Source organism: Paenibacillus sp. MER 99-2, from assembly GCF_023714095.1.
Classification (GTDB): Bacteria; Bacillota; Bacilli; order Paenibacillales; family Paenibacillaceae; genus Paenibacillus.
In genome coordinates this window covers 1,234,909-1,249,435 of record NZ_JAMAUZ010000001.1, presented here as the reverse complement: position 1 = coordinate 1,249,435, position 14,527 = coordinate 1,234,909, and the positions used below count along the sequence as shown (strand labels likewise).

The window sequence follows — 14,527 nt, the reverse complement described above, 5'->3', positions numbered from 1 at the left end:
AGGGTCAGGCACCCCTTTCTAGCCTCTTCAGAGCCGTGCGCATCCCTGCGGCGTCCATTATTAGGCGAGCAAGTTCAGCCATACTTGCCGTAAAGCTTCCTTTTCGTACGTTTTTATTGTCACTTAGACCTTCCAAAAGTAAATATGTTGCTGCATCACGCCGGTTGACGGCATCCAAAAATCCGGTTGTATAAGGGAGAATAGAGATCGAGCCCTTGTAACGAAAACGTCTGCGGATGTTGCTTATCGAGGCTTTAGCGTTCGGATCATATTTGTTTAACACCAGGTGAACCTTCTGACCACTCAAGTAGTTCGGCAAAATATGTTCAAAAAACACCTCTAACTCTCTCATATTCTGAGATAGATTTACCACAACATAGTCGGTTTGCTCCAGCAATAAAGATTCGTTCACAGCTGAGCTACCCGCGTCCATGAGCACCAGATCATAATATTCATTTGCAACCTGAAGTAGGGTCTTTAACGTTTCTCTGTACTCCTTAGGCGACCTTTCCATCTGATTAATTCTACCGGTTAAGAGATCCAAACGCTCCTTAAGCAAGGGCTTAGTATAATCACACAGATTATGCTTATTCAGACTACCGCTGATGTACAAACGTTCAATTGCATCCCAACCCCCTTCCTCAAACCTAAATAGTGAATCAGCATCCTCAATCTCAGTTGGTGGAAGTGCAGCTTCAATACTGCTTCCAGTCGCGCCTGTGTTAACTAACAATATTCTTGTTCTATAGTGGAGTGCCATAGCATACGCACTTATTAAAGCATTTGAAGTCGTGCCAGTGCCCGCAAAAGGGCTCCAAAACGAAATGATACTCATGCCCTCATCCTTTCCGCTTCCTTCATCGTCCGACGGCTAAGGACACTTTCCCAACCCGTCAGCTGCTCTACCAGTCGGCATAATGATTTCTTGTAATTTCTCGATAATGGCGCAAGTAACACCCGGCGATGATGTTCGTTCTCTAATTTCACTGCTGCCGTCAATTCATCCCAAGGAAGAAGTAACGCATCCCCTGTCCAGACAAACGGACTTCCGTCCAGATACGCCCATAAATAACGCTCTTCAAGCTTACAGTCAACCGCATTGATTAAAATACGTTGAAATGAAAGCTCTGCTGGCAAAGACTGCTCCTCAAGAAGCTGCTTTAACCACAACTTGCCCCGTTCCAGATTGTATCGTTCGTAGTTGCTCACCCAGACACGGATGTCAGCATTTAACCACAGATCTCTGGATGCAAAATGAGAGGTTTCGATATCATAAATAATGTAATCATACGAATCCATCTTCTCTCCATTTGCTTCAAGATGAGTCTCGACCGCATTAGATGTCACAAAATGACTGGCGATATCGAACCCTTCGAACTCGGTAATTCGTAATGAATGCTGGACTTCCCCTGTCCAGTAGCCATACTTTTGCTGCAATGTCCCGTCCACTAGCAAGACACGCTTTCCTGAAGCAGCCAAAATTTTAGATAAATACAATAACAAGTCGTTTTTCTCGCATAGTCCTGCGAATATCCATGTTTGCAAATGAAACCACGGCTCCTTTCATAACTCTATAATTCGTTGTTAGGAGAAACATGTTTCTGATATGGCTTTTGATTTCTACTTTTGGTTCAGATTCCACTACTTATTCTCCGCCTGTCAGCAGACTCTTCTGTTCATCGTATTCTGTTACACCAGAAGTATAATTATTGTTTGTGGACGAGTTCGACGAATTGTCATTCCCTACACTACCTGATCCATCATTCCAGATGACATCATTAGCCGTACTGTTGGTTCCCGGTCTACTGTTATAAGAGACTGATGACTGAGCTACATCCTGTTCAACACCTTGCGAAGGTGCTGTCATCGAAGCTGCTAGAGAGCTCTCTAGCGAATTCCTAACCTGTCTTGATAACTCCTGTTCGGCTCGACGAACAATATTCGGATCACTTTCTAATAACTTCAACACCTCACTATTGGCGGGATATGTTGGGATCGCTGCTGTCTGGAACTGAGGTTCGACATACGTCAGCGCGTATATTGAAGCTTTATGTAAATAGGCATCCACGATTGCACTAGACAAGGTCAATATCTCCTCTTCTGTCATCGTGATCCATAACGTTGCTGCATTTAGACGCTCTACTTTCTTCTTGGATAATAGGATGTAATCCTGACCTGTCGGAAACTGGATCCGGATATCAATATTATCTCCTTTAGCCAGTGATGAAGGTAAGAGAACAACTTGCAGTTCACGGTTTCTCAAGTCGGGAGGTGCCGGTGTATCCTCATACACCATTTCCGTTGTAATGGCTGTTCCTTTTTTCAGTTCTATTTTGGCAACCTGACCATTCATCTGCTTTGTACTAGACCACAAGTTACGTGGAGCCTGTGCATCAGGAACGGCAATGAGCTTAATGTCCTCAGACATAATTTTCTCTCCGGCCTCCACATCACGAACCGTCACCCATCCCTGTGCCCCAGAATTCCATTGCTGTAATAATTCAGCTTCCTTTTGTTCATAAGCGGATAAATAATGGGACTCCATCTGAGTCCTCGTGTCACTCATCGTCTTCATGTTGTAGATTACGTATCCCCCGAACAACAAACCTACCACACCGGCTCCAGTAAGACTGGCATAGATGAGTTGACGACTTTGCTTTCTTAATTTAGACAAAAAGGGCTCTCCTCTCATAATCTCCTCGTAATTCTAACTTCAAATGGCCTTCAAATATCTACTCTCAAACTCCAGTTCTTCTTCGTGCAAAAAACGAGCGCTTCTTCGGCAACTGTCCAAGCATATGAGTAAAAAGATGAGCAAATACTTTATCCATATGTGGTTCTCGATCAAATGGATCAATGTTTAAGGGCAAACTGTATACACTGGACGTATCCAGTGATTTGCGAATACGCTGGACAGCATCCGCTGAAGCGAGTGGCAGACAGTATATCCATTTGTCTCTAGGAAAACGGTGATTCGAACGGACAAAGGCATTAATCTCGGCTTGTCTCCACTCTGCGCCTGAACCAATCACAATGGGTAGATCAGCTCTAAGAAATTCCTCAAGGCGATTCTGATCCTGACCACTTCCGAGATCCATAATGATGAATTGATAACTTCCACCCAGCAAAGACAAAATATCAGCTCGTCCGGATTGTTTCCAATAGTGCACACCATCAACTTCAAACTGTCTACCAGATGATGATGGCTTACCTGATTGAATAATCTGTTGAATTCGAGAAAAAGATTGAGAGCGTGGAGACATTTCAATCACAGCAACTTTGAAGTTTTGCCGTTCCAAGTAATGACTAATGGCGATAGCTGTATGGGTAACTCCAACGCCAGATGAAGCTCCGGTCAGAGCAATAACCCTTGTTCCTCCACTCATCGTCAGCGTTGTTTCTCCCCCCGTAGTTGCTATTCCGGGTCTACGAAGTAACTCTTTACGCACTTCCTCCGCAGACTGAAATCGTTCATCCGGGCTCAGCCTAAGCAATCGCCTCACGACAGGGATATATGTACGAGGAACATCGCTCCGAATCGCACTTTCAACGCCTTGAATCCACTCTGTATATGCACCAGAAGTCATTAAATATAACATTAATGCTCCTAAACCATATAAATCTGAGCGGGCATCCGTCTGTCCTGATCCGTATTGTTCAGGAGCAGCAAAACCAGCCGTTCCCAGCTTGACGGTATCCTCTACATGGTTAGACTTATAGCTCCGCGCAATGCCAAAGTCAATCAGCTTTACTTCATCATCCGAGATGATCATAATGTTCGATGGTTTCAGATCCCGATAAATTACAGCCGGATTCAGTCCATGTAGATAACTCAACACATCCAGAAGCTGTAATATGAATTCAGTCAATTGTTCCATCGGGATTTTGCCTTTGCACTTCTTAAAATACTCACTAAGCGTCTCACCCTCGATGTATTCCATGACCAGATACGTATATCCCTCTTCATCCGGAACGAAAAAATCAACAATTTGCGGAAGTCTAGGGTGACGAAGAGACGTTAACAGCGCCGCTTCAGCCTCCATACTTCCTTCATAGGACACGCTTGTTATGCTCTCTTTGATCGCCCAGAACTTACCTGGCAACTTCAAGTCTTCAGCCTTATATACATGACTCATCCCGCCTATACCCAAAACAGACACGATTCGGTATCTTCCGCCCAGCAGGCTTCCATGCTCCAGTCTGGCCGGATGTCTCATATGCCACACTCCTTTCTTACACAACAAAAAAGGGAAAGCTTCACCGAAGCTACGAACCAAAATCATTGGTTCATTCACTTCGGGATGCTTTCCCTTCAATTCGTTATGGTTAATATTGGTATCATTATAGTACATGCAATAATAGATTGTAAAGCAATAAATTTTAAGTTCGTTCACGTACTGGATCGTTTAAACTTAAAGTGCGTGTCCAAAAAGGACGGTTTTCAGTACCGAGAAGATGGAATGAAGATAGAAATGGAGTAGCGGAGCGTAGGCAAACTACGTGAGCAACGGACATTTCGGCTGAATTCCAACTTCGACGCAGAGATGCCGGCAGGCATCCCTCGTAATCAAAAGTGGACTTTTTGAACAACCTCTTAAATTCAAATTAACGCTCTAACGTTCAAGTTAATACTTAATCATGTAAAGTGTAATCTCTTCCCGATTGTGGAACAACTGTTTGGAGCGTTGAATCTGCATGCGTGAGCGCTCAAACGTATCTATTACTTCCTTAATGAGAGCAAGTGGCTTCTTATGCAGTAACTTCACTGTAACAACAGCAGTTCCGCCGGATTGTAGACTATACAGAAGATCAGATACGAGCCGGCTCATCAACTTGGGACTCCAACTCATATCACATACAAGCAGGTCAAATTCTCCATCACGGAAACGAACATCCCCTGCATTCTTCTTCAAAAATGTCAATCGAGGTGACTGCAGCAGGGTTGCATCCATTTTGGCAGGGTCAACAGCGGTTACTTCTAACCCACGTTCCAACAAAAAAGACGTCCAACCACCAGGTGCTGCTCCAATATCCAACGCTTTATGGAAGGATGTAAAGTCAATTCCAAACGTCTGCTCTGCTTCAAGTAGCTTAAACTTCGCACGGGAGATCTGCCCTTCTTCCTTCTGGAAGCGGATCGCTCCGCCACTCCAATCAGAGAGATTCTGTTCAGGCTTAGAAATTCCAGCATATAACGTGTCATTTGAAACAAACACAGAAATAACAAAATCCGCATCGCGAATTACCCATTCGCAGTTGAGCTCTTCCAGCTTATCGCTTAACAGTTGCTTCAACGAAGCAGCATTTTCCTCCCAGAAGGCTGACTCCGTTTTGCGAACCTGCAATACAACACGCTCACCCGTCAATTCGGATCGATTCAGTACAAAAGCAACGAACTTATCTACTGCCTGCTCTGCATTCTCTGTACTTTCCTGGAATTGAACAGGTTGAATATGCCGCAAAAACGTAGGGGACTCCTCTAGCAGCTTCTGTGAAACTTCTTCTTCAGCGACAGGCAGACCCGCCAGCAAAATTTCACCTGGTACAACGACTGTGCTCTTAACTGCACCAAAAGCACGGCGCAGCTCCTCCTGGGCATATGGAGCAAATCCATGATTGGCAGTGCATATAAATCGGGAAAAGTTTCCTTCTCCCCAAGACGACTGTGTACTCAAATTGTGTTACCCTCCAGAACGTACGTGTATCCAAGGACGTCCAGCATCCCACTGGATCTCGACCGGAATAACGTACGTATGCTTAATTGTTTCTTCTGTTAATACATCGTGTTTAGGTCCCGCTGCAGCGATACGGCCATCACGAATCAATGCCACATGTGTAAACAAGGGTACGATTTCTTCGACATGATGGGTCACATACACGACCGTTATATTACGCTTGCGTAGACGATCAATCTCTGCCAGCATTTTCTCTCTTTCGTAGAGATCCAAGCCTGCGCAGGGCTCGTCCATAATAAGTAATTTGGGATCTGCCATTAAAGATCGCGCCAGCATGACTTTTTTTCGTTCTCCCTGTGAGAGTGTTCCCAGTGCATGATTGGCTAGTTTAGCAAATCCCATCTCATCAAGAAGTTTCAGCGCTTTCTCTTTGACTTCATCTGGAATGGTCTGATAAAAACGTAAAAATGCATACGCACCTGTAGCCACGACTTCCCATACTGGATCTCGCGGCGTGAGCTTTTCAATCAAAGTTTGACTGATATAACCTATTTCCTTACGCACTTCTCTAACATCACATTGTCCGTATAGATTACCGAGCACTTCTATTCGTCCATGACTCGGGAACATATATCCATTCATCATTTCAAGCAGCGTTGTCTTGCCAGAGCCATTTCGACCTAGAATGACCCAATGCTCACCTTCTTGGATATGTAGATCTACGTTATCAAGAATCTGAAGATCTTCCCGTTTAAGTGAGACATGCTGCATCTTGATTATACTCATTTTAACACCGCCTTCCGAATTTCATTCAGCAAATGCTCTACTGAACTCATTCGATAGACCATTTTGGGCACATCCTGCTGTCCATCGAAGATCATTACGGCAGGCACACTCGAAATCTGAAATTGTTGCACAAGTTCAGGAATATCATGAATGTTCATCTCGAACAGAATATCAGCCGGTAACAGATGCTCGGCGATCTCCAGCATACGACGCGCAGCAGCACATGTACCGCACAGAGGCGTATATATGAATACAGCCTGTGGCATTCCTTCCCATACACCGCGCATTAACATTTTGGACGTAATAGGCTTCATACGCGATCGCCCTCTGAAGCCACTCGAAGCATAACCTCTCCTGTCATTGGCCCGTTATGAATGGTTACAGATTCCGGTTTGTTACTATATAACATTTCGTACATCTGCCTTTTGCCATACATGCTCGATGTGTGCAAATAGATCTCACGAGGATACAATCCTTCTCTCACAATAGAAGCCGCTACCTCTCCGCCGTTCGGTGAATCAGGACCCAACTCATAATCGAGAGATAGTATATCCACATCACCTTCTCGAAGAAGCATCAGACACTCTTCAGCATTCGTAGCTAATACAAAACCTTTCGGACAGGCTCTGTAATCATCCAAAAAAACATGCATACAATCGCTCCTCTCCCCTGATTATAACCAGGAACGCATGAGCGAAAGATCATCACGGTGCGTTCCATCTTCGCCTGATTCCGTCTCCAGAACAACAACAGCCTGTTGAAATTCAGACGAGCCTAGCAGCTCCTGCATCCCTTGTAGACCTATATATCCTTGCCCTATTCTGGCATGCCTATCTTTACAGGATGCAGATGCATACTTCGAATCATTAAAATGAACTGCCGCAAGCCATTCCCAGTATCCAAGCTGTCTGCCTTTTTCCAACATCGCCTCTTCATTTCCTCGCTCCCACATGCCTGAAGCAAAAGCATGGCAAGTGTCAAAACAAAAAGCAATATGTTCAGGAAATTGGCTAAGCTTGCGAATTTGTACTAATTCCTCCATCGTGGTTCCCATGGAACCGTGGTCACCTGCTTGATTCTCAAGCAGTATTTTAGCCTGCCCCTCCCAGCTTTGCAGAACTGTATCCAGGCATTGAATGAGATTTTGATAACCCTCTAAAGGGTTAGTACTCTTCATGTGACCAAAATGAACGACCGTTCCAACCGACCCACAGGCCTCGGCAATCTGCAGATCGTTACGGATCGATGAAATTATGGCATGAAACGCCGCCTCTCCACGGGTCATGCCTATTGCTGGATTCGTAGGATAAGGTGAATGCGCTATGGAGGCTATCCCCTGCTGCTCACACCATTCCCTGCACTGTTTCGCATCACTCTGGTCGAAATCCTTCAGGACAAGACTTCGAGGGTTTTTCGGAAAATATTGAAAAGCTGTCGCTCCAATCCGATGCGCCCTCTTGGCTGCTTGAAGAAACCCTCCCCGCGTGCTCACATGTGCACCGATTCCTTGTTTAGGCCTCATGCTGGCAATTCGGACAGAAAAATGCCTTCTTGCCCGTAATTTCTACTCGCTCAATTGTTCCCCCACAGCGCGGACAAGCTTCCCCTTCACGATCATATACTCGGCATTGTTCATCATAACTACCTGTCTTTGTATCTCCGTTCATTAAGGGCATTTCCATATAACCACCCTCTGAAGCAGCTTCCCTTAAAACGGATTGCATCGCGCGATACAAACGCTCCGTTAGTTCAGGCGAAGAAGAAATATTTTGCGTTTTGGAACTTGGTCTGAGCCCGGCTGCAAATGCAATTTCATCAGAGTAACAATTACCGATGCCTGCGATAATATGCTGATTAACCAAGGTAGTTTTGAGTGTACCCCTTCTTCCTTTCAGCAAATTCGCAAAACGCTCTGCATTCATACGGCGATCCAGTGGCTCTGGGCCAAGATCCGACATCGCTTCTTCTGTTTCTTTCGAAGTCATCAGGTGCAGATAACCTAAACGAAGGCCAATAAAGAACAACGTATATTCTCCAAATTGAATTTCGACTTGTGTAGAACGATCTGGACGCTCCGATTCCGTGCCCCAGTAGATCATTCCACCTAACATAAGATGAAGAACAAGCCGCTTCCCATTAGCTAAATGGAAGATGAGGTGCTTCGCTCTACGCTCGACAAAAATAACTCGATTTCCTACAAGCTCTTGTGAGAAAGTCTGAATTTCTTTATTAATGGATTTATCCCGATTAACAATCACACCTGTTATCGGTAGATCCAATATCTTTTCAGATAGTAATACTCTGTAATTTTCCATTTCCGGCAGTTCTGGCATGATAATATCTACCCCTTCTTGGATGCTTGGCCTGTCGTCTGCGACAGCCACTCAATCAGTTTATGCAAATCTTCAAACACATGATCAGGACGCGCCTTCGCCGCCTGAATATGTCCATCCATATTTTCACGTGTTGTAACACCGGTGAGTACCAGTAACGTTTCACACCCCGCTGCCACTCCTGCTGCAATATCTGTTCGCATATTGTCTCCAATTACAGCAACATCTTCCGCTCTTAGATTCAGGCGGTGAATGGCAGATCTCATAATAATGCTGGATGGTTTTCCGATCACCGTTGGCTGAACGCCGGTTGCTGCTTCAATGGCAGCGCCAATCGTTCCTGCGCCTGGCGTTAATCCATCGTCAGAAGGGAGCTGAAGATCCGGGTTGGTCATGATAAATTGAGCCCCAGCGTTAATCCACCGTAAGGCTTTCGTTAATTTAGCATAGGTAAACTCACGATCAATTCCCTGAATAACGTATTGTGGATCAACATCAGTAAGCTCAAGTCCTGCTCCATCAATAGCTCTTAACAATCCGTCTTCCCCAATACAAGCCACCTTGGCACCTGGAGATTCTTGGGCAACATACTCAGCTGCAGCCACCGCAGATGTACACACCTGAGAAGCTTTTGCAGGAATACCCATACCATTCAAGTGCTCCGCTACTCCCTCGGGTGTTCGTGAAGAGTTATTGGTCACATATAAATAAGGAATACCCTGTTCGTCTAATGTTCGAATGAGCTTGTCAGCTCCTTCGATACGATGCTTCCCATGATAGAGTGTGCCGTCCAGGTCAATTAAATAGGCCTTAACCACACATAACACGCCCTTTCTTTTATTCCATTAACATTTCATGTCCTTAACTATTGAACCTTAAATCCAACGTGAAGCTATGTATGCAGACCTAAACAGAGTGTTTTCCCACTGAGTCACAACACGTCGAACTGAATCGAACACGGACATATGACATCGCGCACCTTCTGTACAAGCTTGTCAATTCCTGCGCTTTCCCGGAAAATAATTTGATTTATTTCCCTGCTTATATTGCACATCCTACACGCTTTCTCGCCAGATTGCAAAAGGGACCTTGGGAGTAACTTTCCCGCAGTCCCGGTTGTTCAAGAATTCCTCATTCAGGCTTGATCAGTAGTGGATCAATCTGCTACAGAATTATAGTCCTTCCTTCCACGATGCAAGGGGAATCAGTTGATGCTCAATCGCAAGTAACGTATTCGGAAATAATGCCTGCGCCTCTTCCAAAAGTGGTCGTAGTTGTTCTTCATCTTTATAGCGAGAGCTAAAATGAGTCAAAATCAACTGCCCTACATTGGATGCTTTTGCCGCTTCAGCCGCTTCCTGAGCTGTGCTGTGATAGTACTCGTGGGCAGTATCGGCCAGATCATGCATAAATGTAGCTTCATGAACGAGCACATCCGCATTTTGAGCAAGTGTTCGCACATTAGCACACGGACGTGTATCTCCCAGAATTGTAATGACTTTCCCGCGTTTAGGCGCTCCCAGAACATCCTCCGGACGTACTAAGGTGTCATCTTCCAACGTAATCGTCTCACCACGTTTAAGCCGTCCAAAGAGCGGGCCTGGTTTCAATCCGTATTCCGCTAGCTTCGCAGAATCCAGGCTGCCCGGACGATCTTTTTCCGTTATTCGATACCCGTAGCTATCAATGCGGTGCTCCAGCAGCTCAGATTCAACAATGAAGCTGTCGTCTTCAAAAATCTGACCACCCATATGCTCCACGATCGTGAGCTCATAGTTGATACGAGATTGGCTTAACTCCATAGCGGTTGATACCATACGCTCTGTTCCTGGTGGTCCGTACAACGTCAGTGGCGTTGTCCCACCCTGATATGCTCTGCTCGACAATAAACCCGGAAGACCAAATACATGATCTCCGTGCAGATGCGTAATAAAAATTTTCTCCAATTTGCTCAATTTAAGCGGAGAGCTTAATATCTGGTGTTGTGTTCCTTCCCCGCAGTCAAACAACCATAGCGCTCTTCGCTCGTCTAACATTCGAAGTCCTATGGAAGTTACATTCCGCTGCAGCGTAGGTACACCAGCGTTAGTTCCCAGGAAATATAGTTCCACTCTGGATCGCACCTCTTTCTGCTGCCAGCAAAAAGCCTCCGACAATGCGGAGGGCTTTGCCTGACCATTTTATTATACTATGCCTTTTCTACATTAAAATACTTCGCTTGTGGATGACTGAATACCATTGCTGATACAGATGCTTCAGGTTCCATCATGAAACCTTCTGTCAGCTCCACACCAATATCCTCAGGCTGCATTAGCTTAAACAGCGGGCCTTGATCTTCCAAGTCTGGGCACGCAGGATATCCGAATGAAACCCGAATGCCTTGATAGCGAGCACCGTGACGTTGCTTCATAGTCATGGTTGCTGGATCTGGGAAGCCCCATATATCCCGCATCATATGGTGAACCCGTTCAGCTAAACCTTCAGCAACTTCAAGCGCTACGGATTGCAGAGCATGGGAGCGGAGATATTCTCCTTCTTCCTTCCACTTCGTTGACAATTCACGTACGCCATGTCCGGCAGTCACTACCAAGAAACCTACGTAATCCATTTGACCAGATTCCACGGGCTTCAAGAAGTCTGCGAGACACAAGTAAGGTTCTACTTTTTGACGTGGGAACGTAAATGTATGCAAGATATTACTTGTATCCTCAGGATCATAGATGATGACGCTGTTTCCACTCGATTGAGCAGGGAAGAATCGATACATCGCATGTGCCTGAATAATGCCGTCACGAACAGCTTCTTGCATAATTTCATCGACGACAGATTTCAGATCGGTTGCTTTCTGATCACCTGACGCAAGTAGTTGCTCTACCGAACCACGAAGGCCTAGATGGTGACCTAACAGCATCTGCATATTCACATAAGGCAGAATATGAGATAGCGGATAGTTACGAAGCGTATGTCTCTCCAGGTCTGGAGGTACTAACACGGGATGATCAATTGAAATATCAGAACGTTCTACCCGGGTAAGCTCTGGTAGTTGCTGAGTATTATCTGAATTCGCAGCATCTGCTTCTTTTTCAGCATCCATCTCCAACTGCATTACTTCACGCGTCTGAGGATTCATCAGCTTGTTCGCCAGATCCAGACCATCCATCGCGTCCTTCGCATACACAACCATTCCATTATACTCTGGACGGATACGGTTCTTCGTGAATTTACGAGTTAAGGCAGCTCCACCTACCATGATAGGTACATCGATACCTGCTGTACGTAAATCCTGAGCCGTGACGATCATCTGCTGTGCTGATTTAACCAGTAGACCGGACAATCCAATTGCATCGACTTTTTCCTCACGATACGCCTCGATTATACGTTCAGGTGGTACTTTTATACCCAAATTAATGATCCGGTAACCGTTGTTGGATAGAATGATCTCTACCAAGTTTTTACCGATATCGTGAACATCACCTTTAACGGTTGCCAAAATAATTTTACCTTTAACTGATGTCTCATTCTTCTCCATGAACTGCTCCAGATAGGCTACGGAAGCTTTCATTACCTCAGCACTTTGAAGTACTTCGGCTACAATGAGTTCATTATTGTTAAACAGTCGCCCTACTTCCTCCATACCCCGCATAAGCGGACCATTGATCACTTCGAGAGCAGAGTATTTGCCTAGAGCTTGTTCCAGATCAGGAATCAGCCCCTCCTTACTTCCTTCAACAACGTAAGAAGCTAGTCGTTCCTCAAGTGAGAGATTGGATATTTTCTCTTTTTTCTCTACCTTTTTATTACGGAACGCTGCAACGAAGGCTGCCAATGTGTCGTCATTCGTATTATATAGAAGCTCTTCGGAGAGTTTGCGCTCATGCTCTGGGATCGACGCATACCGTTCGAGCTTTTCTGTATTTACAATCGCATAATCAAGGCCTGCTTTCGTACATTCATACAGGAATACGGAGTTCAATACTTCACGACCAGCTTCTGGAAGTCCAAAGGAAATGTTACTAATCCCCAGAATCGTGTGAACCTCAGGCATTGCTTCCTTAATTACGCGAATCCCTTCAATCGTTTCCTTAGCCGACCCGATATACTGCTCATCCCCCGTACCAACAGGGAACACCAGTGTATCAAAAATCAAGTCTTCTGGATTAAGACCGTATTTGTTCACCAAGAGGTCGTAGGAACGTTTGGCTACACCAAGTTTATCTTCTCTGCTGATCGCTTGACCGCGCTCATCAATGGTGCCGACAACAACTGCTCCACCATACTTGTGGATGAGAGGTGTAACCAGTTCGAACTTTTCTTCGCCATCCTCAAGGTTAATGGAGTTAATTATCGCTTTACCCTGGGAGTACTGAAGCGCAAGATCGATTACTTGAGCATCCGTTGTGTCGATCATCAATGGTACTTTAACTTTCTTCACGACCAGTTCAAGGAACTTCTCCATATCTTCCGCTTCTTCACGATCCGGGTCTTGAACGCAGACATCGACGATATGAGCGCCGCTTTTCACTTGAGCCCGGGCAATCTCGGAAGCTTCTTCATACTTCCCTTCAACGATCAGTCGCTTGAATTTCCGTGATCCAAGCACGTTCGTTCGTTCACCCACCATGTAAGGACGATTGTCTTGTTCAACATAGACAGGATCGATGCCTGATAGTGCAGGCGGATGAGTTCCGTTCATTTGTCTTGGAGGATATTGGTCTAGCGTGTCTCGCATTGCTCGAATATGAGCAGGGGTTGTCCCACAACACCCACCAGCAATATTCAACCAGCCTTGTTCGGCAAAAGCCCCTATTTTTTGCGCAAGCGATTCAGGCGATTCATGGTAGTTACCATTCTCATCTGGAAGGCCGGCGTTAGGGTAACAACTTACAGCTACAGAAGCCATACCTGAAAGTGAACGAATATGGTCACGCATGAATTCCGGTCCAGTTGCACAGTTTAGTCCAACCGAAATTGGGTTAAGGTGTTCTAAGGATATATAAAAGGCTTCAATGTTCTGACCAGCAAGAGTTGTGCCCATAGGTTCAATCGTTCCCGAGATCATAAGAGGCAGTTTTACACCACTCTGATCAAAAGCCAGCTGAATTCCAATGCTGCCTGCTTTTACATTCAACGTATCCTGAGAAGTTTCAAGCAGTAGCGCATCAACGCCTCCCTCAATTAAAGCGAGAGCTTGCTCGAAATAGCTATCGATAAGTTCTTGGAACGTAGTACCACCTGTAACGGATAGCGTTTTGGTTGTCGGTCCCATTGCTCCCACAACATAACGTGGAGACTCAGGCGTTGAGAATTTGTCAACCGCAGCTTTGGCAATTCTTGCGGCTTCCAAGTTAATCTCGCGGGCACGATCCTGAATATCGTATTCAGCCAATACGACAGAGGTAGCTCCGAACGTATTGGTCTCAATCAAATCGGCTCCCGCCTCCAGATATTCTTCATGAATACGCTGGATAATGTCAGGTCTTGTAAGTACGAGCATCTCGTTACACCCGTCCAGATCTTCACCGCCAAAATCTGCGCCGGTAAGATCAACCTGTTGAATCATGGTCCCCATTGCACCGTCGAGGATTAATATTCGTTGTTTTATTGCATCGTGTAGACTAAGCTTATCCAATATCTTCACCCCCGCAAAACGTTAAATCTTAGTTTAACAGAAACTAACTTATTGTGAAAGATCGGTTTTAAACCGTGTTAAAGCGGTTTTTAGGCACACTGTGA

The 14,527-nt window shown here is 45.3% G+C and carries 13 protein-coding genes; all 13 read right to left on the bottom strand.

Annotated elements, in window-relative coordinates; genetic code table 11:
• Window positions 1–4: 4 nt before the first annotated feature.
• Window positions 5–835: a CpaE/TadZ family protein gene (locus M3636_RS05685; protein ID WP_251381516.1), complete on the bottom strand. Its 831-nt coding sequence runs from the start codon at window positions 833–835 to the stop codon at window positions 5–7.
• The gene (locus tag M3636_RS05680; protein WP_251381515.1) at window positions 832–1,545 is read right to left on the bottom strand and encodes a hypothetical protein; all 714 of its coding nucleotides are present in this window, start codon (window positions 1,543–1,545) and stop codon (window positions 832–834) included. Before M3636_RS05680 ends, M3636_RS05685 begins: the two co-directional genes overlap by 4 nt.
• A gap of 100 nt (window positions 1,546–1,645) precedes the next feature.
• On the bottom strand, window positions 1,646–2,674 hold the full coding sequence (locus tag M3636_RS05675) for an SAF domain-containing protein (protein ID WP_128101738.1): 1,029 nt from the start codon (window positions 2,672–2,674) through the stop codon (window positions 1,646–1,648).
• 64 nt (window positions 2,675–2,738) lie between these two features.
• The gene (locus M3636_RS05670; protein WP_251381514.1) at window positions 2,739–4,217 is read right to left on the bottom strand and encodes a serine/threonine protein kinase; all 1,479 of its coding nucleotides are present in this window, start codon (window positions 4,215–4,217) and stop codon (window positions 2,739–2,741) included.
• Window positions 4,218–4,625: 408 nt separating this feature from the next.
• Complete coding sequence (locus M3636_RS05665; RefSeq protein ID WP_251381513.1) at window positions 4,626–5,675, bottom strand: 23S rRNA (cytidine(2498)-2'-O)-methyltransferase RlmM; 1,050 nt, start codon at window positions 5,673–5,675, stop codon at window positions 4,626–4,628.
• A gap of 6 nt (window positions 5,676–5,681) precedes the next feature.
• A complete protein-coding gene (locus M3636_RS05660) occupies window positions 5,682–6,461 on the bottom strand; it encodes an ABC transporter ATP-binding protein (protein WP_285858525.1) in 780 nt (259 codons plus the stop codon).
• Window positions 6,458–6,775 (bottom strand): thioredoxin family protein, encoded by a 318-nt coding sequence (locus M3636_RS05655; RefSeq protein WP_251381512.1) that lies wholly within the window; start codon window positions 6,773–6,775, stop codon window positions 6,458–6,460. Before M3636_RS05655 ends, M3636_RS05660 begins: the two co-directional genes overlap by 4 nt.
• Window positions 6,772–7,113 (bottom strand): cyclic-phosphate processing receiver domain-containing protein, encoded by a 342-nt coding sequence (locus tag M3636_RS05650; protein ID WP_128101733.1) that lies wholly within the window; start codon window positions 7,111–7,113, stop codon window positions 6,772–6,774. Before M3636_RS05650 ends, M3636_RS05655 begins: the two co-directional genes overlap by 4 nt.
• 21 nt (window positions 7,114–7,134) lie before the next feature.
• Window positions 7,135–7,983 (bottom strand): deoxyribonuclease IV, encoded by an 849-nt coding sequence (locus tag M3636_RS05645; RefSeq protein WP_251381511.1) that lies wholly within the window; start codon window positions 7,981–7,983, stop codon window positions 7,135–7,137.
• A complete protein-coding gene (locus M3636_RS05640; RefSeq protein WP_251381510.1) occupies window positions 7,973–8,794 on the bottom strand; it encodes an Fpg/Nei family DNA glycosylase in 822 nt (273 codons plus the stop codon). Before M3636_RS05640 ends, M3636_RS05645 begins: the two co-directional genes overlap by 11 nt.
• 8 nt (window positions 8,795–8,802) lie before the next feature.
• Window positions 8,803–9,612, bottom strand: a complete 810-nt coding sequence (locus tag M3636_RS05635; RefSeq protein WP_128101731.1) for a TIGR01457 family HAD-type hydrolase — start codon at window positions 9,610–9,612, stop codon at window positions 8,803–8,805.
• Window positions 9,613–9,966: 354 nt separating this feature from the next.
• Window positions 9,967–10,905: a ribonuclease Z gene (rnz, locus tag M3636_RS05630; RefSeq protein ID WP_251381509.1), complete on the bottom strand. Its 939-nt coding sequence runs from the start codon at window positions 10,903–10,905 to the stop codon at window positions 9,967–9,969.
• A gap of 77 nt (window positions 10,906–10,982) precedes the next feature.
• Entirely contained in the window at window positions 10,983–14,363 is a 3,381-nt protein-coding gene (metH, locus tag M3636_RS05625) for a methionine synthase (RefSeq protein WP_483311510.1), read from the bottom strand.
• Window positions 14,364–14,527: the final 164 nt, after the last annotated feature.